19 protein-coding genes and 6 pseudogenes are annotated in these 19595 nt (G+C 68.6%); 14 read left to right on the forward strand and 11 right to left on the reverse strand.

All coding sequences use genetic code 11. From position 1 onward, the window contains the following. Window positions 1-486 precede the first annotated feature (486 nt). The 3 genes from ACLLJJ_RS40655 (at window position 487) to ACLLJJ_RS40665 (ending at window position 2571) form a co-directional block, all read left to right on the forward strand. The gene (locus tag ACLLJJ_RS40655) at window positions 487-1134 is read left to right on the forward strand and encodes a CPBP family intramembrane glutamic endopeptidase (protein WP_434599842.1); all 648 of its coding nucleotides are present in this window, start codon (window positions 487-489) and stop codon (window positions 1132-1134) included. Between the two features lie 158 nt (window positions 1135-1292). Next, window positions 1293-1883, forward strand: coding sequence for an ATP-binding protein (locus ACLLJJ_RS40660; RefSeq protein ID WP_434599843.1), 591 nt, complete (start codon window positions 1293-1295; stop codon window positions 1881-1883). Window positions 1884-2181: 298 nt separating this feature from the next. Continuing rightward, the gene (locus ACLLJJ_RS40665) at window positions 2182-2571 is read left to right on the forward strand and encodes a hypothetical protein (RefSeq protein ID WP_434599845.1); all 390 of its coding nucleotides are present in this window, start codon (window positions 2182-2184) and stop codon (window positions 2569-2571) included. 290 nt (window positions 2572-2861) lie between these two features. Here the strand turns inward: ACLLJJ_RS40665 and rpmG are convergent, their stop codons facing one another. Together rpmG and ACLLJJ_RS40675 are read right to left on the reverse strand one after the other, a co-directional pair. After that, complete coding sequence (gene rpmG / locus ACLLJJ_RS40670) at window positions 2862-3026, reverse strand: 50S ribosomal protein L33 (protein WP_434599846.1); 165 nt, start codon at window positions 3024-3026, stop codon at window positions 2862-2864. A gap of 315 nt (window positions 3027-3341) precedes the next feature. After that, window positions 3342-4227 (reverse strand): annotated as a pseudogene (locus ACLLJJ_RS40675) (LLM class F420-dependent oxidoreductase). 247 nt (window positions 4228-4474) lie between these two features. On the opposite strand from ACLLJJ_RS40675, the pseudogene ACLLJJ_RS40680 reads away from it, so the two are divergent. The 4 genes and pseudogenes from ACLLJJ_RS40680 to ACLLJJ_RS40695 form a co-directional block, all read left to right on the forward strand. After that, window positions 4475-4960, forward strand: a pseudogene (locus tag ACLLJJ_RS40680) (S1 family peptidase); the annotation flags it as partial. Between the two features lie 214 nt (window positions 4961-5174). Continuing rightward, window positions 5175-5603, forward strand: a complete 429-nt coding sequence (locus tag ACLLJJ_RS40685) for a helix-turn-helix domain-containing protein (RefSeq protein WP_434599847.1) — start codon at window positions 5175-5177, stop codon at window positions 5601-5603. Between the two features lie 271 nt (window positions 5604-5874). Beyond that, on the forward strand, window positions 5875-6333 hold the full coding sequence (locus ACLLJJ_RS40690; RefSeq protein ID WP_434599848.1) for a hypothetical protein: 459 nt from the start codon (window positions 5875-5877) through the stop codon (window positions 6331-6333). A gap of 250 nt (window positions 6334-6583) precedes the next feature. Continuing rightward, window positions 6584-7057, forward strand: coding sequence for a nitroreductase family deazaflavin-dependent oxidoreductase (locus ACLLJJ_RS40695; protein ID WP_434600667.1), 474 nt, complete (start codon window positions 6584-6586; stop codon window positions 7055-7057). Window positions 7058-7503: 446 nt separating this feature from the next. Here the strand turns inward: ACLLJJ_RS40695 and ACLLJJ_RS40700 are convergent, their stop codons facing one another. Together ACLLJJ_RS40700 and ACLLJJ_RS40705 are read right to left on the reverse strand one after the other, a co-directional pair. Next, on the reverse strand, window positions 7504-8694 hold the full coding sequence (locus tag ACLLJJ_RS40700; RefSeq protein ID WP_434599849.1) for a PP2C family protein-serine/threonine phosphatase: 1191 nt from the start codon (window positions 8692-8694) through the stop codon (window positions 7504-7506). Continuing rightward, a pseudogene (locus tag ACLLJJ_RS40705) lies at window positions 8691-9790 on the reverse strand (sensor histidine kinase); the annotation flags it as partial. The gene ACLLJJ_RS40700 and the pseudogene ACLLJJ_RS40705, both read right to left, overlap by 4 nt. Here ACLLJJ_RS40705 and ACLLJJ_RS40710 point away from each other — a divergent pair. The 4 genes and pseudogenes from ACLLJJ_RS40710 to ACLLJJ_RS40725 form a co-directional block, all read left to right on the forward strand. Next, a pseudogene (locus tag ACLLJJ_RS40710) lies at window positions 9790-9975 on the forward strand (response regulator); the annotation flags it as partial. The pseudogenes ACLLJJ_RS40705 and ACLLJJ_RS40710 overlap by 1 nt on opposite strands. Before the next feature lie 131 nt (window positions 9976-10106). Further along, window positions 10107-10604, forward strand: a complete 498-nt coding sequence (locus ACLLJJ_RS40715) for an N-acetyltransferase (RefSeq protein WP_434599851.1) — start codon at window positions 10107-10109, stop codon at window positions 10602-10604. A 294-nt stretch (window positions 10605-10898) separates the two neighbouring features. Continuing rightward, entirely contained in the window at window positions 10899-11201 is a 303-nt protein-coding gene (locus tag ACLLJJ_RS40720; RefSeq protein WP_434599852.1) for an ArsR/SmtB family transcription factor, read from the forward strand. Continuing rightward, window positions 11198-11590, forward strand: a complete 393-nt coding sequence (locus ACLLJJ_RS40725; RefSeq protein ID WP_434599853.1) for a VOC family protein — start codon at window positions 11198-11200, stop codon at window positions 11588-11590. Before ACLLJJ_RS40720 ends, ACLLJJ_RS40725 begins: the two co-directional genes overlap by 4 nt. A 131-nt stretch (window positions 11591-11721) precedes the next feature. Here ACLLJJ_RS40725 and ACLLJJ_RS40730 read toward each other — a convergent pair whose 3' ends face one another. The 3 genes from ACLLJJ_RS40730 to ACLLJJ_RS40740 form a co-directional block, all read right to left on the reverse strand. Further along, the gene (locus ACLLJJ_RS40730) at window positions 11722-13671 is read right to left on the reverse strand and encodes an ABC transporter permease (RefSeq protein ID WP_434599854.1); all 1950 of its coding nucleotides are present in this window, start codon (window positions 13669-13671) and stop codon (window positions 11722-11724) included. Between the two features lie 81 nt (window positions 13672-13752). After that, window positions 13753-14559 (reverse strand): molybdate ABC transporter substrate-binding protein, encoded by an 807-nt coding sequence (gene modA, locus ACLLJJ_RS40735; RefSeq protein ID WP_434599855.1) that lies wholly within the window; start codon window positions 14557-14559, stop codon window positions 13753-13755. A gap of 138 nt (window positions 14560-14697) precedes the next feature. Further along, window positions 14698-15093: a TOBE domain-containing protein gene (locus ACLLJJ_RS40740; RefSeq protein ID WP_434599856.1), complete on the reverse strand. Its 396-nt coding sequence runs from the start codon at window positions 15091-15093 to the stop codon at window positions 14698-14700. Window positions 15094-15374: 281 nt separating this feature from the next. Here ACLLJJ_RS40740 and ACLLJJ_RS40745 point away from each other — a divergent pair, with 281 nt between their 5' ends. Further along, window positions 15375-15794, forward strand: a complete 420-nt coding sequence (locus ACLLJJ_RS40745) for a TOBE domain-containing protein (RefSeq protein WP_434599857.1) — start codon at window positions 15375-15377, stop codon at window positions 15792-15794. 20 nt (window positions 15795-15814) lie between these two features. Here the strand turns inward: ACLLJJ_RS40745 and ACLLJJ_RS40750 are convergent. Continuing rightward, window positions 15815-16069 (reverse strand): annotated as a pseudogene (locus ACLLJJ_RS40750) (molybdopterin-dependent oxidoreductase); the annotation flags it as partial. 10 nt (window positions 16070-16079) lie between these two features. Between ACLLJJ_RS40750 and ACLLJJ_RS40755 the strand changes: the two are divergent. Then, window positions 16080-16556, forward strand: a pseudogene (locus ACLLJJ_RS40755) (GNAT family N-acetyltransferase); the annotation flags it as partial. A gap of 93 nt (window positions 16557-16649) precedes the next feature. Here the strand turns inward: ACLLJJ_RS40755 and ACLLJJ_RS40760 are convergent. The 3 genes from ACLLJJ_RS40760 to ACLLJJ_RS40770 all read right to left on the reverse strand — a co-directional run bounded on the left by ACLLJJ_RS40760 (window position 16650) and on the right by ACLLJJ_RS40770 (window position 18261). Next, the gene (locus ACLLJJ_RS40760; RefSeq protein WP_434599858.1) at window positions 16650-17630 is read right to left on the reverse strand and encodes a TIGR03557 family F420-dependent LLM class oxidoreductase; all 981 of its coding nucleotides are present in this window, start codon (window positions 17628-17630) and stop codon (window positions 16650-16652) included. Window positions 17631-17879: 249 nt separating this feature from the next. Next, a complete protein-coding gene (locus tag ACLLJJ_RS40765) occupies window positions 17880-18044 on the reverse strand; it encodes a hypothetical protein (protein ID WP_434599859.1) in 165 nt (54 codons plus the stop codon). A gap of 46 nt (window positions 18045-18090) precedes the next feature. After that, the gene (locus ACLLJJ_RS40770) at window positions 18091-18261 is read right to left on the reverse strand and encodes a hypothetical protein (protein ID WP_434599860.1); all 171 of its coding nucleotides are present in this window, start codon (window positions 18259-18261) and stop codon (window positions 18091-18093) included. A gap of 793 nt (window positions 18262-19054) precedes the next feature. Between ACLLJJ_RS40770 and ACLLJJ_RS40775 the strand changes: the two genes are divergently transcribed. After that, window positions 19055-19573 (forward strand): hypothetical protein, encoded by a 519-nt coding sequence (locus ACLLJJ_RS40775; protein WP_434599861.1) that lies wholly within the window; start codon window positions 19055-19057, stop codon window positions 19571-19573. Window positions 19574-19595: the final 22 nt, after the last annotated feature.

The following is a 19595-nucleotide window of genomic DNA, read 5'->3' on the forward strand; positions in this document are numbered from 1 at the left end:
GCTTTCCGGATCAGCTCCACCAGTGACCTGACCTGCCTTCGCCTGACGCATTGCGTACTCACGGTCGTCGGCCGGGCTCAAGCACCTGCTGCCTTTCCATAAGCGTCCTTGAAGAACGCACACGGCCTCGCACAGCGATACGCCGAAGAGTTCTCCCAGCGACGGTGCCTGCCCGGCCGAAGAGCGGATTCCTGGTGGTCGCTCGGGAGCCGTCATGACACGGTTCCATAGGAGAACCTGGCCCGGAAGGGCCGCAGCGGCGCGCGACTGCGTCCGATGGGGCTGGGACGCCTCGCCGCCTGACGAGGGGGACACCGTGCGGCACACAGCGGACGAGGTAGAGGGCAGCCAGACGGGCCGCAGGCTGTCGTAAACGTGGTTCCTGGTGCTGGTGGTGGTGTACGCGGGCATCATTCAGGGCCTGGGACGGCTGATCGGTGTGGACACAGCTACTCCGACAGTCAGTTCCCCACCACCGAGTCCCTGGTGCGCAACGCGCTGATCCCGATCGGGGCGTCGATCGTGTTCGCCGCCGCGGCCGTCACTTGGCTAGGCTGGTGGGGCGAGGTCCTGCACTACCGCGCACCCGTGCGGCGCTGGGTCCGTTGGGTACCGATCTCGATGCTCGGCGTCGCTCTGATCGGCCTGAATTACGGTCATCTCGTGGACCAGAGCGTCTCCCCGGTCGCTTGCCTGCTGCTGCTCGGGCTGTTCGTCGGCGTCGGTGAGGAACTCATGTTCCGCGGCATCGGCGTCCATGTCTTCCGCCGGGCCGGCCTCACCGAGGGAAAGGTCGCCCTCTACTCCTCGCTCGTTTTCGGTCTCGTGCACGTCAGCAATGCCCTCGGTGAGGGAGCGCAAGCCATCGGGCAGGCCCTCATCGTCTCCACCTCCGGCTACTTCTTCTACCTGTGCCTGCGCGTCGGCGGCATCATCCTGTCGCCGATGCTCGTCCACGGTCTGTGGGACACCAGCCTGATCTCCAACCTCGTGCGCGACGAGCCCCAGGCATCCATCGGAATGGTCCTGATCATCGTCCTCCAGGTCGTTCTGATCTTCGTGTTGCTTGCCAAGCGCCGCACGATCGAGCCCGCCCGACAGACAACGGTCACGGGTACCCCACCCGCTCCGTAATCGACCGTCCACCAGGGCGGGGAGGGGTGGGAGAGGCGCTGCGGAGGGGAATCGTGTCCGCCTTCCGTTTTCGAGTGACTAGAAGTGGATGTTGTGGGCACTCGTGCGGATTTCCATGATTCTGCATAGCGCGGCGGGACGGGGGCAGGTGCTCAGCCATGAACGGGGATACGGATCTTGGCGACGTACAGGCTCAGCGGATTGGCGGCGGCTCGGTGGTGGAAGGGACGACTGGCGGCGGGTCGCTCGCCGATGCTGCACCGGATGGGCCGGTCGCCCGGGACGGCACGGGTGAGGCGGTACACGGCGCTGGGGGCGCGGTGCGGGCCGGCCGACGTGCATGGGCGGGAGCGGCGTACGACGGGACTCCGGGAGCGATTGGGGATGCCCGGCGGTTCGTCGTCGGCTTCCTGGCTCAACTGACGGAGGAGCACAGGGGAGAGATCTCGTCGCGGGTGGCCGGTGCTGCCCAGTTGGTCGTCAGCGAACTCGTGACCAATGCGTGCAAATACGCGCCAGGGCCGTGCGTGGTCAACGTGGAGCTCGACGGGCCGGCTCTGGAGATCACAGTGTGGGACACCGATCCGGCTCTGCCGGTGCCCCGGGAAGCGAAGCCGGGCCGGGTCGGCGGGCATGGGCTGGAGATTGTCAGGGCGCTGTGCGAAAGCTTCGAAGTGCTCTGCGAGCCCATCGGGAAGAAGATCAAGGCCCGGATCCCCGTGCGGCCCGCTGACGGGATGATGGCCTGAGCCCGGGCGGGCCCCGCAGCTCGTACGAGATCTGCCCGGTGGCAGCTGGGAGGACGATCGCGTGCAATTGCGCCGAGCCAACCGGGTCGTCGGCGCGAACTGGTCGTCGCTGACCGGGGCCAGGCCCGGGCGACGTCAAGGGGTTCGGGAGCCGCCTGCCTACCGGCGACCGTGGCACCATCCGTCGTCTCTTACCCGAAGAAGTCGCCGGTGTGCTCCAAGGTCGGTTGAGGTACTCGGACAGATCTGAGTACTTTCGCTCTGATCGGCCATGGGGCGAACCGAAATACTTTGGGCCATGCAACAACGACGACCGAATCTCGTTCCCGAGCTGTTGGCGATCCTCGTGCTGGCTGTGCTGACCTCAACGATGTGGGCTGCCTGGCTGGGCTGGGACCAGCATCGTGACGTGCAACCTGATGGCTCGACGACCGGCCCTTACGAGGCGTGGCAGGTGATCGGGCTGGTGCTGACTCTGCTGGCGGCCGTGTACTGGGCGGCATCCCGACGCTACTTCGCGGGCGCTGTGCTCGGCGTCACGGTCGGGCTGACCGTGGCCGCCTACTACGACTGGTCGGACGACTCCAGTGGCCTTTTCATGGTCGGCGTGGGGATGGTCATGGTGGGAAGCCTCGTCATGACCGCAGCCGTTTCCGCTGTGATCGCTTCTGTGAAACGAGACGGATGAACGGTACGGCGTAAAAAGCGGAGCGGAACATGACGGCCTGGTGCGCTTACCCGACAGGGCAGTGTGCCGTCACGGGCCGCGGTTCGCGGGAGTCGCGGGCCCCAGGGCCCGCCTGCAGCAGGCGGCGCGCGGTCAGGCGTGGCGGACCTTGCAGCGCCGGTTCTTCTTGGTGACGACGAAGACCACGCCACGTCGCCGGATCGCTTGAGCTCGGGCTTGGACTTCAGCGAGTGCAGGTACTTACGTGCGGCCTTCCCTGAGGCCGTATGCCCGGTGAGGTTGGGCTTGGCTCAGCGTTCCTCGCGAAAGGCGACGTGCTGACCGGCCACCGGGTCGTACTTGCGCAGGACGAGCCGGTCGGGATCGTTCTTACGGTTCTTGCGCGTCACGTAGGTGTGGGCGGTCCCGGCTGTCGACTTCAGCGTGACGACGGGGCGCGTGTTGTTGCGTGCCATGAGTGTCCTCCTTCTGCTCACATCACGAGCTTTTGACCCGCGCATGTCAGCTGCTTGCTGCAGCGGCAGCCCTGGTCACCACATTCCCGCCGTGCTCTGGCAGGGCGGTGCCTCCGGCCCGTCTCGCGGGTCGCCGAGGCCCGTGGCCGTCCGTAGCCCTCTCCCGCCTTGTCGCCCTTCGGGGAGACCGCGGAACTGCACGGGGTGAGGGCGAGTGCCGGGCCGCCTCCCACAGGTGCTCCAGATCGCAGGGGCACCCAATCGTCCGCAGGGCCAGCGGCAGCGACCCGATCCGGTGCCCGTGCGAGCCACCCGCTACAGCTCGTCGGCGAACACCCCGGCCAGCTCACGCCATTCAGCCCGCGGCAGGCCGCCGCCACCCTCGTCGGCAGTGAGTACCTGGAGGGCGACATGGTCGGCGCCCGCGTCGAAGTACTCCAGCGTCCGAGCCTTCACATGCTCGGCGTCACCCAGGGCGAAGAGTGCGTCGAGGAGACGGATACTGCCGCCGTCTACGAAGTCGCTCTTCTCGAACCCCAGGCGCAGCAGGTTGTCGGTGTAGTTGGGCAGTCGGAGGTACCTACCCAGCATGTTCCGCGCGGTGGTACGGGCCCGGTCGAGGTCGGTGTCGAGCACTACGGTCAGCTCCGGGGCGAGCAGCGCGTCGGGGCCGAGAGCCTCACGCGCCTCCGCCGTGTGCTCCGTGGTGACGAGATAGGGGTGTGCGCCCAGCGTCCGGTCGGCCGCGAGCTTCAGCATCTTCGGGCCGAGCGCCGCCAGGACGCGGCGTCCGGAGTCCGGGGCAGCGGCGTCGAGTGCGTCGAGGTAGGCCACCATCGCGCTGTACGGCTTGGCGTACTGCGGCACCATCGGGCCATGGCTGACCCCCAGGCCGAGGACGAACCGCCCCCGCGCGTTCGCATCGATCGCCGCGATCCGCGCCGCGACCGTCTCGGCGGTGTGGTCCCAGATGCTCAGGATGCCAGTGGCCACGGTGACCGTGCGGGTGGCGCCAATGACAGCCCCGACGTCGTCGGGCGAAGGGCTGCCGCCGATCCAGAGTGTGCCGTATGCCCAGTTCCTCAAGTTCGGCGACCGCTTCCGCGATCGCCTCCTTGCCCGCGTCATCCGTCCGCGACCCGTGCAGGGCGCTGCTCCAGATGCCGACCCGACCGAATCCCTCGCGTGCCTCAGAAGTCATGGCGTGATCAACGGGGACCCCTGCCCGCCCTATTCCCGGCCGAGCGGGGATTCACCGGTACGGGTGCCGGGCGATTGCTGCGGTGCGGGAACGGGCGGCGCGGAGGATGGGGCCCGTCAGCAGGCCTCTTCTTCCTTCCGGGCAGGGGGCCTTCGCCTCGCAGGCCCCGGAAGCCGTGCTGAGACTGCGGCTCAGGCCCACTCCCGCCGAGAGGCGCACCACGAGGAGGCCGAGAGGAACAAATCCCAACGACGCGCACTTCGCGAAGGCCACCAACACCCGATTCGCACTCGGCACCCGCAGTGTCGACATGGGCATCGCGGCCGTCGACTCCGACGACTCGATCGCCACCAGCGTCGGCACCTACAACGTCAGCAACCCGGTCGCCGTCAGGGGCAGCCGGCGTGCCGCTTCGGGCGCCGCACTCTGCAAGTCCGGCCAGACCACCAAATGGACCTGCGGCAAGGTCAGCTCGTACAACGTCAGCGTCACCTACACGGATGAGGAAGGTGGCCCGGACACGGTCGTCATCGGCCTCGGCAGCTCCAGCGTCTGCACCGAGGGCGGTGACAGTGGCGGCGCCTACATCTCCGGCAATCAGGCCCAGGGCATGACCTCGGGCGGCCCCATCGGCCAGCAGTGCACCGGAGGCGTCAACTCGCGCGGCTCCTCGTACTTCCAGCCGCTCGACGACGCGCTCGCGCACTACCGGCTGACACTCAACACCAACTGAGTCACCTCTCCCGCTACGACAAGGGGCCGTTCGCCGGAAACGGCGGGCGGCCCCCTCTCCGGCGTAAGGCCCGGGGCACGGCAACCCGCCTCCCGCGCGTGTCCCTGCGAGCGGGATCCACCGGCCCGGTCGTCGACAAAAGCCTCGTGCCCGCCGAAAGGCACCATGTCGAACGCCCCCCCACCACAGAGATCGTGACGCGACCTTCGCCACCGTGCTCCGCGAGGCCCTGCGGCGACGCGGGCTGTCCCTGGAGCGAATACGCGACCGCCTGCACGCCCAGCAGATCAATGTCAGCCTCGCCACCCTCAGCTACTGGCAGAGCGGTCGCAGCCAACCCGAGCGGCACCAGTCGCTGCGCGCTGTCGACGCGCTGGAACCCATGCTCGATCTGCCGGCAGGCACCTTGCGTTCCTTGCTCGGCCCGCACCGGCCCCGCGGCCGCACCATGCCTGTGAACTCGGCCGCCCCGCAAAGCCTCTATGGCGAGAATTCCGACATGGAACAGGCGCTGGGGGAGGCGTTCTCGCATTTCAACACCGGCGTCCAGTCGATCGGCATCCATGAGACCGTCTGTCTGGACGAGCACCGGTCCCCTCCCGAAACCTCTGTCACGATGGTGTTGAAGGCCGTCCGGGACTGAGCCTGCGCGGTCGGTGCCGCACAGGTGTTTCCCGTATCCATGCAGGACCGGAGGGAGCAGCCGGGCGCACCAACACACCACAGGCGCGGGCAGCCTTGGTGTTGTGGGCTTGGCCGGGGCGGGTTGATGTCGCAGGGGGTCTTGGGGAGGATGCTGTGCATGACGACTTGAAGAGCACCGGCCGGGCGGCAGGGGGAAGGCATTCCTGAAGGCCGGCGGACTCGGGGCGAGAAGGAGAGCGGCCCTCGCGTCGGCCGGCGGTCTCGTCACGATGCTCGCGCTGTTCTCCTTGATGACAGTGATGGCCAACGTCCAGGGCGCAGTAACGCCCTTCTCCTCGCTGCGGCCGATGCTGGGCGGCGGCGCGACGGACGGAGAGCTTGCCGATACGCTCGATCACGTCAGGCAGCGACTCGCTGACACCTCAAGTACGGGTGGCCACACCCCGCCTGCTCTTGAGGCGATGATCAGCGACTCCTCTCGATTTCACGCGGTGATGGCCGTGATTGCTGTGATGGTGGCGGTCGTCCTCGTCGGCATAAGCGTGCTGTTGTGGAAGGGGCGTGCGAGAGCGGGGTCGTCCGACAGGCGAGCAAGGCGCACTTTGGGGGCGTTCGGTGGTCTCTCGGTGTTGTTGTCGCTGATCGTGATCGTTGGCGCTGTGGCGAACGCGACGACCGCAGCAGCCCCGGTGCCGGCACTCCTGGCCTTCTTCGATGGCGGATGGTGATGTGCCGCGTGGGCGATCACCTCACGCCCTGCGGCCGGAGCGCCTTTCCCGCCTCTGCATCCGCAGCGCCCGCTCATGGTCACGAGGGTGAGCGGGCGCCGGTCGGTAACGCCACTCCGCACAGGGGCGGCCGGGAGTTCTTCGCGAACTGAGCCTGCCGGTCACGCCGGCCAATCGCATCGGGAATGATCGCGTCCGCCTCGTGCGTTGCGTGCCATGAAGACTCTTCGACAGCTTGGAGATGGGCAACATGCCGCTCAAAGGCGAGTACGAGCCGAGTACGACGCAGTTGGTACGTGACCAGGTGGAGCTGTACGAAAGCTCCGGTGGCACGCAAGGAACGACGCTGAGCAGCCTGGTCGGTTCGGACGACGTGAGGCGGCGGGACCTGCCTGTCGTCATCCTGACCACGCTGGGCGCGAAGAGTGCCAAGATCCGGAAGTCCCCGCTCATGCGGGTGGAGCACGACGGCTCGTACGCCGTGGTTGCCTCCTTGGGAGGAGCCCCCAAGCACCCGGTCTGGTACTACAACGTGGTGGCCGACCCCCGGGTGGAGCTTCAGGACGGCCCGGTGCGCCAGGACATGCTGGCACGCGAGGTGACCGGGGACGAGAAGGCCGTGTGGTGGGCTCGGGCCGTCGCGGCGTTCCCGGACTATGCCGAGTACCAGAAGAAGACGGACCGTGAGATCCCGCTCTTCGTTCTGGAGCCGGCGGCCGGGTAGTCCTGACGCGGCGGCACATCCGGTTCGGCCTACGGATCTCCGGCTCCCGGCCCATGGCGAGACTCGTTCCCGACGCCGGTCCCGGCGTCGGGACAACGGGAAGCCCTGGGCGCGCCGAGTGGAGCGCGAGCCGCGCAAGGCCCAGCAGGACCTCAGCCGCAGACGAAGAAGTCGGTTAACCGGGCCAAGGCGCGACTCCGCGTCACGAAAGCGCACGTCAGGTCGCGGACACGCGGCGGGACTGGGTGCGCCAGCAGACTCCGGTCCTGATCGGCGAGAGCCAAGCCGTGCCTCTCGAAGACCTGGCCGTGTCCGGTCTCGCCCGCACCCGTCGGGCCAAGTCCGTCCACGATACGGCCCGGGGCACCTTCCGCCGCCCGCCGTGGAGAAAGCCGCGTGCCGTCCAGCCGCGAAGGCCCCGCCCGGGGTGTTGTGCTGGCCGGCTTTCAGCGACGGGTGGGTCGGCTGCCCCAGTCGAGGCGGAGCACAGCGAGGTCGTCGGAGTGCCGTCCGGCGTTCAGCTGATGGGTCTCCTTGATGAGGAGGTCGACATGGGCGGCCGGGTCCGCCGGCGGCAGTGACCCGATCAGCGTGAGCAGCCCCTCGACGCCGAGCCGCTCGCTCGTCGCCCCGTTGTGCCCTTCGGTGAGGCCGTCGGTGTAGAGGGTCAGGGCTCCGGTGGTCGGAAGCGGGATGACCGTGGAAGGCCAGCGACGCAGCCCGGGAACGATCCCCAGCGCGATGCCGTGTGCGGCGGTCAGTTCCCGAGTCCCGTCGGCTGTGGTGAGGAGGGGTTCGTGGTGGCCGGCGAGGTGGAGAGTGGCAGTGGCGGCATCCTGATTGAGCGTCAGGAGAGAGCAGGTGGCGAACAGTTGCTGGCTGCCGCGTTCGGCGATCAGGATACGTTCCATCAGGTGCAGCAGGTCGTCGCCGCGGTGCCCACCGAGCACGAGAGAGCGCCAGACGATCCGCAAGCAGACTCCGAGCGCGGCGGCTTCGGGGCCATGTCCGCTGACATCGCCCACGACGGCGTGCAGCAGCCCGTCGTCGCCTTCCACCACATCGAGGAAGTCCCCGCCGAGCAGGGCCATCGCGGCGCCGGGCAGGTAGCGGGACGTCACCTTCACCGTGGATGTGTCGAGGATCGGCTGCGGCAGCAGGCCGCGTTCCAGTCGGGCGTTCTCCTCCGCCCGCAGCCGGGCTGCCTGCGCCTCGACGCTCGTGCGTTCGGTCTGGCTCCGATAGACGGCGTAGCGCACCGTCCGGTGCAGCAGGTCCGCTTCGACCTTCCCTTTGACGAGGTAGTCCTGGGCCCCGGCGGCCATGGCATTGGTGCCTGCCTGGGCCTCGGACAGCCCGGTCAGGACGATGACCGCGGTGTACGCCAGGGCCCGGACTGCGGCGACCGCGCCTATGCCCGACACGTCGGGCAGGTGCAGGTCGAGGAGAATGCAGTCGATCGGGGTGGCGAACAGTTCCACGCGGGCCTCGGTCAACGTGGTCCGGATCGTCAACTCGAACCGCAACCCCGTGTCGTGGAGGAGCTCCTCCGCGAGCAGGGCGTCGCCCTGGTCGTCCTCGATCAGGAGGATGCGGTACAGCTGCTCGTCGGAGACCGTTTCCGTGGCGGCGGTCATCGTGACTGCTCCGTGGTGGAACGGGTGGCCTTGGGCAGGGTGGAGGGGCCGGGGCTTTCCGGCGGTTGGGGTGCCAGGGTGAAGGTGATGCGTGCGCCGTCGCGGTATGCCGGATCGACGGCGATGGTGCCGCCCTGGAATTCGACGATCTTCTTGCACATCGCGAGGCCGATACCGCTTCCGGTGTAGGCGTCCTTGGTGTGCAGCCGTTGGAAGATCACGAAGACCTTGTCGGTGTATTCCGGTGCGATGCCGATGCCGTTGTCGGTGACGGTGAACCGCCACAGTTCGCCTTCGCGGGCCGCCGTGATGTGGATTCTCGGCTCTTCGTCCGGGCGGCGGAACTTGACGGCGTTGCCGATCAGGTTCTGCCAGAGCATGCCGATCTGGGTGAGGTCGGCGACCAGGGTCGGCAGTGGATCATGGGTGATCGTTGCTCCGGCCTCTTCGATGCCGATGCTCAGCGTGGACAGGGTCCGCTCCAGCACCTTGTCCAGGTCGACGCTCTGGTGCTCGTTGTGGACCGCCCGACCCGGGAGAAATCGAGCAGGTCGTTGATGAGGGTCTGCATGCGGTTCGCTCCGTCGACCGCGAAGCCGATGTACTGATCGGCCCGGGCATCGAGCTGCTCTCCGTAGCGGCGCTGGAGGAGCTGAGTGAAACTGGAGACCTTGCGCAGTGGCTCCTGCAGGTCGTGGGAAGCGACGTACGCGAACTGCTCCAGCTCGGCGTTGGACCGCTGAAGGTCCGCGGCTTGCGCATCGAGGCGCAGCCGCGCCTCTTCACTGAAGGCCAGTTCCCGTACGAGACGCCGGCGCATGAAGTCGATCTCGCCGCTGAGGCGCCGCAGATCGGCAGGGCCGGTCGGGACGATGGGATGGTCGAAATCGCCGCCGGCGATGGTGCGGGCATCGGCGCCGAGCCGGTCCAGCGGCCTGTTGATGCCGCGGCGCAGTCCTTCGAAGATCAAAGCCGTGAGGACGACGATCAGTATTCCGATGGTGGTGAACACCCAGTTCCGCAAGGCGATCGTGGCCATCAGGACGTCCCTCGCCCGGACGCGGTCCGCGCGCAGCCGCTCCTGCTGGCTGCCCAGAGGACCTGCAGACCATCCCCGTGGTCGTCCTCACCACGTCCGCTGCCCCCGACGACGTGACCGGCGCGTACAGCAGTCACGCCAACGCTTACGTGACCAAGCCGGTCAACCTGGAGGAGTTCGAGCAGGCCGTCCAGAGCATCGACGCCTTCTACCTGGACACCGCCACCCGACCCCGCCACTGAACCACCCGGGGCCTGTCTCCAGGCACCCGGGAGGCTGCCACGGGCAGTTCGTCATAGACGGACACGACGGGCGCGGGCTGGTTCGCCAAGGACTGATCATCCCGCGGCGACCGGTTGTAGTCTCGGCCCTTATGAGTTGGCTGCCTGACGATTTCGTCCATCCCGTCCACGTGCCCGTGCCCAGCACCGCACTTCACCTGCGGCCGATCCGGGAGACGGACACCGCGCTCGACTACCCCGCCGTGATGGGATCCCGGGAGCGCTTGTGGGAGATCTTCGGCCCCGCCTGGGCCTGGCCCTCGGAGACGATGACCTATGAAGAGGACCGCATCGACCTGCTGCGGCACGAGAAGGAGATAGCCGCACACCAGTCGTTCAACTACGCGCTGCTGGACGAGGAGGAGACCGTGCTCCTCGGCTGCGTCTACATCGACCCGCCCGAGCGCACCGGCTCCGACGGAGAGGTCTCCTGGTGGGTGGTGGACGACCTCGCCGGCGGCGAGGTGGAGCGCGCGCTCGACGCGCTGGTGCCGCAGTGGATCGCCGCCGACTGGCCCTTCCAGCAGCCCCGTTGTCTGGGCCGTGACACCACCTGGCAGGACTGGCTCGCGCTGCCGCGCCTCTCCTGACACGTCTGAGGTGATGCCCGGATCGTGTCTTCGAAGATCGTCCGCCAGTTGGCCGACGCGGACGGCTTCGAAAAAATGACGGGCATGCGGTTCCGGTCGGAGTAACCGACGTAACGGTCGTAGCGCGGCTGGAGAGGTCCTGCGGGCCCCTCGGGCGAGATGCCGGGCGGGGAAGGATTCCCGGACGCGATGCAGGGGTGACGTCCGGTCGGCAGGGTGGGGCGGTGCCGTCGTTGGCTTCGTTCAGCGGCCCTCGACTTGATAGGCAAGTGAATGTTTGCCTATTCTCTGGTCGTGGCCGACGACGTTTTCAAAGCTTTGGCCGATCCCACCCGGCGCATCATCCTCGACGAGCTCACGGAGAGGTCCGGACAGACGCTGTTCGAGATCTGTTCGCGGCTGAGCATGAAGCATCACCTCGGTATCTCGCGCCAGGGGGTCTCCCAGCACCTCGCCGTGCTGGAGGCCGCCGGGCTCGTCGAGACCAGGCGGGATGGCCGCTGCAAGTTCCACGACCTGAATACGGCCCCGCTGCGGCAGATCGCCGTGCGGTGGCTTGTGCCCGGCACATCCGCACCGGAGGAGAGCACCTCATGAAGATCCATCTGACCAGCGTCTTCGTCGATGACCAGGTCAAGGCCCTGCGCTTCTACACCGAGATCCTCGGCTTCGTGAAGAAGTACGACGTTTCGGTGGGCGAGAAGGACCGGTGGCTGACCGTGGTGTCGCCCGACGAGCTCGGCGGTACCGAACTCCTCCTGGAGCCCGCGGGTCACCCGGCCGTCAAGCCCTATCGCGACGCGCTCTTCAAGGACGGCATCCCGCTCGCCCAGTTCGCCGTCGACGATGTGAAGGCGGAGTACGAGCGGCTGCGCGGCCTCGGCGTCCGCTTCACCCAGGAGCCCCTGGACATGGGCGCCATCACCGCCGCCGTCTTCGAAGACACCTGCGGCAACCTGATCCAGATCGCGACACAGCCCCAGTAGACAGTCGGCCGCGTGTGGGCCCAGCCGCCGGACGTTGGTGCGGCCCCGGGCTCAACGCCTGTTCCGTGGTGCCGCTATCAACGGATTAGCTGTACGAGAACACGGCCCGGTCGGCGTTCGACGGGAGCGGCTCAGAGGGCCACCACCGTTGCTTCGGTCGCCTTGACGCTGGTCCAGACGGGAGTCCCTTCAGCGAGGCCGAGCTCGGCGACGGCCTGCGGAGTGATCTCGGCGACGAGGTCCGGTGCCTGGTCCGACGTGATCAGGACGCGTAGCCGGCTGCCGCTGGTGGTGATCTCTCGGACGGTGCCGCGCCAGACATTGCGGGGGCTGCCGGTGGGCATGTCCCGGTGTACGGCGACGGCTTCCGGAGCGATGATCGCGAGGCAGTTCGTGCCGGCCGGGAGCGGGTCCGCGGCGATGAGAGTGCCGCCGCCGGTGAGCTGGAGGCCGTCCTCGGTGGCGGTGCCGGACCAGGCGTTCTTGCCGAGCATGCGGGCGACCCACGGAGATCGGGGGTGGCGGGTGACCTCGGCGGGCGGGGCGTCCTGCAGGGCCCGCCCGTCATCGAGGACGAGGACCCGGTCGGCGAGCGCGACGGCCTCGACGGGGTCGTGGGTGACGATCAGGCACACGCCGCCGAAGCCGTCGAGATGGCGGCGCAGGGTGTGCCGGACATGAGCGCGGGTGGTCTGGTCGAGGGCGGCGAGCGGTTCATCGAGCAGGAGCAGCCGGGGGCGGGCGGCCAGGGCTCGGGCGAGCGCGACGCGCTGGGCCTGGCCTCCGGAGATCTGGGCCGGCCTGCGGTGCGCGAGATGGCCCACACCGAGGCGATCGAGCCATTCCTGGGCGCTGCGGCGGGCCTCGGCACGTGACACACCGTCGGCGCGAAGTCCGTACGCGGTGTTGGCCAGTGCGTTCATGTGAGGGAAGAGCGCACCGTCCTGCGGGACCCAGGCCACGCCTCTGCGGTGCGGGGGGAGCGCGGTGACGTCGGTGTCGCCGAGCCGGAGTTCGGCGTGGGCGCGCGGAGTGAGGCCGAGGAGAGCGCGCAGCAGTGTGGTCTTGCCGGCGCCGTTGGGGCCGACGACCGCGATGGTGGTGCCGGCATCCGCGTCGAGGGTGAGGTCGTTGAACCCGGTCACTGTGGCATGAAGTGGCCAACTCCCCACTGCGCCAACGGGATTGGACGTGTCCGTCGGCGCGGTAGGGGTGTCCTCCCGCGGAGCGGGGCCGGAATCGTCCTTCGGAGTCTGCGGCTGTGCTGTAGCGGTGGTCGGGGTGCCGGTCCAGCGTCCGCGCAGTGCGATGAGCACGACCATGGCGATGGCCAGCAGGAGAAGGGAGACGGAGGTGGCGGCTTCGGGGCTGTCCTGGAGCAGCAAGTAGACCTGGAGCGGGAGGGTTTGGGTGGTGCCGGGGAGATTGCCGGCGAAGGTGATGGTCGCGCCGAACTCGCCGAGGGCTCGCGCCCAGGTGAGGGCCGCTCCTGCTGCGAGACCGGGGGCGACCATGGGCAGGGTCACGGTGAAGAACACCCGTGCCGGCGAGGCACCCAGCGATGCTGCTGTTTCCTCGTAGCGGGGGCGGAGCCCGCCCAGCGCCCCTTCGAGGCTGATGATCAGGAAGGGCATCGCGACGAACGTGGCGGCGACGACGGCGCCGGAGGTGTGGAAGGGCAGCGTGATGCCGAACGTGTCCTCCATCCATGGCCCGAGGAGGCCGCGGCGCCCGAAGGCGAGGAGGAGGGCGACGCCGCCGACGGTGGGGGGCAGCACCATCGGCAGCAGGACCAGGGAGCGGACGAATGCCTTGCCGGGGAAGTCGACGCGGGCCAGGAGCCAGGCCAGCGGGATCCCCAGGACGACCGAGAGGCCCAGCGCCCACGCGGAGACGACCAGCGACAGCGTCAGCGCTTGGGTCGTGCCTGGGCTGGTCAGGTGAGAGCCGAGTTCACCCCAGGAGGTACGGGCGAGGATCCCGATCAGGGGCAGCAGCAGGAAGGTGATGGCCAGGAGCGCGGGGATCGCCAGGACGATCGGTGCGCGGGGGCCCGTGCTGTGGCGGGGGAGGCGTTTCATCGACGATTCCTGAGGCTGGAAAACCGGTGCGGGTGGCCCTGGCTACATGCAGCCGGGGCCACGCGCACAAACATCTGTCGGTTACGGCTGCTGGAAGCCGGCGTCCGCGAGGATCTTCTGCGCCTCGGGGGTGGACAGCCACGCCACGAACGCGGTCGCGGCCTCGCTGTGCTTGGACGTCTTCAGGGTGGCGGCCGGGTAGGAGGCCACGGCGTTCTGCGCGTCGGGGATGTCGATCGCCTTGATCTTGTCGGTGGCCGTGGCGGCGTCGGTCTTGTAGACGAGACCGGCGTCGGCCTCGCCGAGCTCGACCTTGCTGAGGACGGCGCGGACGTTGGGCTCCTGGGAGACCGGCTTCACGTCGATCTTCTGGGCGTCGAGGATCTTCTTGCTGTAGCGGCCGACCGGGACCTCGGGCGCGGCGAGCACCACCTTGAGCTTGGTGTCGGCGAGGTCCCCCAGGTTCTCGACCTTCTCCGGGTTGCCCTTCCCGGTGGCGATCACCAGGCGGTTCTTGGCGATGACGGTCGGCGTGTCGGTGTCGGACTTGAGCCCGGCCATCGTCTTGGTGTCCGCGGTCACCAGTGCGTCCGCGGGTGCGCCCTGCTTGACCTGGGCGGCCAACTCCTGTGACCCGGCGAAGGAGAACTTCACCTTCGTACCGGGGTTCTTCTTCTCGTAGGCGGCCCCGGCGGTCTTGAACACATCGGTGAGGGAGGAGGCGGCCAAAATCGTCAGATCGGCCTTCGGCGCGCCGGTCGCCGACCCGCTGCGCTTGGCAGCCGAGTCCTTCGTGTCGTCGTCGCTGCCGCACGCGGTCAGCGGAAGAAGCAGGCCCGCGGTGACAACAGCGGCTGCGGCACGGCGTCTGGTGACGGTGAGGAACATGAGGGTGGAACTCCTTGGGGACGCGGCTGGCTGGTGCCGTCCGAGCGGATGGTGGTGAGCCGCGCCGAATGGGGCCTCCCCTGCTCCGGTCCGCTCGAGAGCTCGGGAGAGGGCGACGCCGCTGGGTGGGGGAGCTGATCAGGTGCGGTCGATGTGCACGCTGGTCGACTTCACGCGGGCGGTGGCCTGCATGCCGACCTCCAGTCCCAACTCCTCGACCGCCTCCCGGGTAAGGAGCGAGACGAGACGGTGCGGGCCGGCCTGGATGTCGACCTGCGCCGCGATGTCACCGAGCTTGACGGCGGTGACGATGCCGGGGAACGCGTTGCGGGCGGAGGTGTAGGACACGTCCTCTTCCCCGCCACCGCCTTGAGCCACCTCGATGGAGAACGCGGCCAGGTCGCGACCCTCGATGAGGCGGCGTCCGCTTTCCTCGCGGTGGGTGGCCACCCGTCCGGCATCCGCCCAGCGGCGGGCGGTGTCGGGGCTGACGCCGAGCAGACGAGCGGCCTGCCCAATGGTGTAGGACTGCATGTGCCACATGTTAGGCACTTTGAGCTCGCATTTCAAAAGTCTGATGTGAAACCACATAGCAGATGCGAGCTCAGTTAGAGGATCACCCGAAGCGTGCGCGAAAGAGTTTCGTCGGGGGTGAGTGCGGGGTGCGAACCCGTTGTCTCCGCTTTGCCGGGCGACTCGCCCGGTCGGCCTGGCGCCTGCGGCGGGCGGCCGACCGGCTGGCCGACGGGTGTCTAGAGTGAGGATGCAAACAGGTAAATCCCCGGCATTTCACCATGAATTCGAGGCGTCTCTTCATGAACCTGAGCATCCGTAACCAGATCCCCGGCACCGTCACCGCCGTCACCGCGGGCGAGGTGATGGCCACCGTCAAGGTCCGCCTGGCGGGCGGCCAGGAGATCACGGCTGCGATCACGCGCGAAGCCGTCAAGGAACTCGGTCTCGCCGAGGGGACCCCGGTCCGCACACTGATCAAGTCCACCGAGGTGTCCGTGGCCACCGGCGCTGTCCAGGGCCTGAGTATCCGTAACCAGATCCCCGGCACCGTCACCGCCGTCGTCACCGGCGGCGCCATGGCGAGCGTCAAGATCTCCGTCGAGGGCGGCGAGCTGACCGCGGCGATCACCAGGGACGCGGTGACCGATCTTGAACTCGCCTCGGGTGCGTCTGTCACCGCGCTGATCAAGTCGACGGAGATCTCGCTGGCAGCCGCCTGATCGGGCGCCGTGCGGCCGGCCTAGTCAGTTGAAGGCCAGGCCCCGACCCACACTCGGGTGATCGCGCTGGTGTAGCGCGCTCCGCAGCGGTCGGCGGGCACCACCAGCTGACTGCCCGCAGCGTCCAGGTCCTGGCCGTCCATCCGGGTGGCCAGCAGGACGGGGACGTTGCCGACATCGGCGTCGATCTCCGCCCACGACAGCACGGTGTGGTGTCCGTCCCCGCCGGCGACCGCCAGAAGGAAGCGCGAGCGGTCCTTGCGTCGGCGGGCGTCGCTCAGTAAGCGGATCCGCCTGTACCGTCTCGGCACGCTCACCCCACCGGAGCCGCTCCCGGAGGGCCGGGGGCGAATCGTGCGCGAGCAGGACCATCAGCAACTCGTGGACTGGGTAGGAGAGTTCGTCGACGCCGTCGGAGAAGTCCCCACCGTGGACGCCGAATCCTGGGCCGACTCGCGCTTCGCCGACAGACACTTCACGTTCTGGGAGACCCCGGACGGCACTCCCGTCTCCATGGCGGCCGTTACCTCGATGGTCGCCGACATGGTCCGGGTGGACCCCGTCTACACCCCGGCCCACTTGCGGGGGCGTGGCTACGCGGGCGCCGTGACGGTCGAAGTGAGCAGAGCCGCGCTTGCCGCGGGCGCGACGGACGTCGTGCTGTACGCGGACCCTGCCAACCCCACCAGTAACGCCCTTTACCAACGCATCGGATACGTACCGGTCACCGACTGGGCCGTGTACGACTTCTCGGTTCAGTAGGCCGACGCGGAGGTTAAGGGGAGCAGCGGCCGGTCAAGCCTCTACGGACGACGGCTTCGTTCACCACGCGGGACGGGCGCCGCCGGGATCGGGTCAGCCCTGCGTGCCGTTCGGTTTCAGCTGCCGGATGGGCCCGTCGAGTTCGCGCTGGTAGAAGTCGATAAAGCCGTCGGGGTCAGGGCCGGCGTTCTGCATGACCAGCCTGTCGAAGCCCGCGTCGACGAACTTCTGCGCCACCTCGACGTACCGGGAAGGGTCTGTGCCGCAGGCGAACTTCTCCAGGATGTCGTCCTCGCGGACGGTCGTGGTCGCGGCATCGAAGTTGACCGGATTGGGCAGCTCGCTCATGACCTTCCAGCCGGTCAGGGCCCATCGCGACGTCTTCAGGGCGGCCTTCGCCGCCGTGTGCTCGTCGGGCGCCCAGGCCATCGGAACCTCCGCGTAGCGCGGACCGGTGCCTCCGGCATCACGGTAGTGCTGGACGATCTCCGGCTTGTCCTCGGTGGCGAACAGGCCGTCGCCCAGCTCCGCGGCGATGCGTGACGAGGACCGGCCGCTGGCGGCCACCGCGATCAGGGGCAGTTCCTTGGGGAGGTCGAACACCCGGGCGTCCTCCAGCCGCAGGTGCTTTCCTTCGTAGGACCGGTACCCGCCGCTCCACAGGAACCGGATGATCTCCAGGGCCTCCCTGAGCATTTCATGCCGGGTGCGGACCGCCTCCGGGAAGCCGGGGCCCACAACGTGCTCGTTGAGCCGCTCGCCAGAGCCGACGCCGAGGACGAAACGGCCTTCTGACAGCAGGGCGAGGGTGGCCGCAGCCTGCGCGATGATCGCCGGGTGGTAGCGCACGGTGGGGCACGTCACGCCAGTCGCCAGGCCGATCCGTGAGGTCTTGGCCGCGATGCTCCCCAGTACCGTCCAGACGAACGGTGAATGCCCCTGATTGTCGAGCCAGGGATGGTAGTGGTCGCTGATCTCGACGAAGTCGAAGCCGGCCTGCTCCGCGAGAACCGCTTGCCTGACCAGCTCCGCCGGGCCGAACGCCTCTGCGGCCAGCTTGTAACCAACCTTCACGTGTTCCTCGTTTCCTCGTGCGCCCAGGGCATTTCGTCCGCACAGAGGTACCCGTCGACGTGAGGGCGTAACGCGTGCCTGTTGGCGACGGGGGCATCTGAGGTCCCTGGCCACGGGCGCCGACGGGCGCGGCCATCGCCCTCGCGCCGCATGCGGTAACCAAACGGGCGAAGTGGCGGGGCCCGGCCCTGCGCATGGATCCGCCCCGTCCAGGACGGCTTGCGCGGCGTGGGGCCGTCGCGGTTCGAACTACTCGTAGGTGACGAGGCTGATCAGCTCAACACCACCGGCGTCGAGCGGGTCCGCGCCTGCGTCGACCGCCGCCACCTGGGCGTCGTCCTCATCGGGACGCCCGGCACCCGCACATGTCTGGCCCGCCGCTCGCAGCTCCACGGCCGGATCGGCTTCGCTCACGCATGGATCGGCCGGGGCTTCTGGTCGCCGCTCGAGTGAGGACCGTCTAGCGGACGGTTCGGGCGCCGGCCAGGATGAGGTTGATACCGGCGAGGAATTGCTCGCGGTCGTCGTGCTCGGGCAGTTGTGCCGCCACCTGATGGACGAACGGGTACTCCGCGCGGTTGAGCTGCGTCCACCGCGCGGCGACGGTCGAGAGGAAGGTTGATCGATCCATCCCGCGCGGGATGAGGTGGGCGCCTGCGGCGTACTGTCCTGCGAGGCCGAGCTGGCTGCCGTGCTCTTCGTGCCCAGTGAGACACCGGCCCGCCGGCTGTGTCGGCTGATCCAGTCCTGGCGCTCCACGGCCGATGACGCCGGGCCCGGGCCGAGCCGGCCTCCGGCTCCACCTTCCCTCACCCGGGACGGGCTGTGACGGCAGCTGCGCGCGGCGGCGTGGGGTAGGCGGTACCGCGTCGGGTCCCATGCTGCTGATGCCCATTGGTTGCAGGCCGCCATTGCCGCTGATCGGCAGGTGTGTCTCCCGGTGTCGGTGGCCGGGGTCTGCGGTCCGTGTCTCTGTGGCGTTCGGGGCGAATCCGCTTCAGCGGAGCGGGGGTGAGGCTGAACGTGCAAGTGGCGGCGGCGCCTCCTCGCGGCGGCCCGGGTGGGTGGCCTCGCCGGGCTGCGGCACCGTCTTTGGGTCGCGGTGTCCGGGCCGGGCATTTCAGGGGGTGACGGTGGTCGGGGAGTTGGGGAACATCGGCGTCAGATCGCGCGACGGGTGCCGGGTCCTGCTCCCGTAGTGGTGGCCCCGGTGCAGCCGCCAATGCCAAGCACTTGATCTTGAACAGTGAGCGGGCACCCGGTCGGCTCCATGTGACACCACCCCGCAGCAACTTGGTGCCACGAGTCTCTCCGCGCGCTGACCTGCAACGATAAGTCGGTCCGGCACTCCGTAGTGCCGTCTTGCGCCATGTGTCGCACCTTTACGCTTGCCAATGGCGCCATTGTGGTGCCACTATTGCGCCATGGACCTCACGTCGTACATCGAAACACTCCACAGGGAACTGGCGGTGGCCGCCGAAGCCGGGGGCGAAGAAGCCCGCGAGCTCGCCGAGCGGCTGACCGCGCCGCTGGAGTCGGCTACCCGCCTGACCCTGCTGCATGTGCTGTCCGCCGCCATGGGTGAGATCACCCGCGAGATCGCCCCGGGCTCGGTCGACGTACGACTGCGTGGCCTCGACCCCGAGTTCGTGGTGGTGCTGCCGCAGGGCGAGGACCGGACCGAACCGCTCGACGCACCGGCGCTCGCGGCGGCCCCGGCCCCCGCCGACACGGAGGAGGGCGGCACCGCCCGCGTCAATCTGCGCCTGCCCGCCCACCTCAAGACCCGCGCCGAGGAGGCCGCGAGCCGCGAGGGCCTGTCGGTCAACGCATGGCTCGTGCGTGCCGTGTCGGCCGCGGTCGACACGGGTGGCGCCGGGCCCCCCCGCAGCCCCAGGAAGACCGGGACCATCGGCCAGAGCTTCACGGGCTGGGTGCACTGACCAGCCACTCGTAACGACTTAG

The organism is Streptomyces sp. A5-4 (genome assembly GCF_051131715.1).
GTDB lineage: Bacteria > Actinomycetota > Actinomycetes > Streptomycetales > Streptomycetaceae > Streptomyces.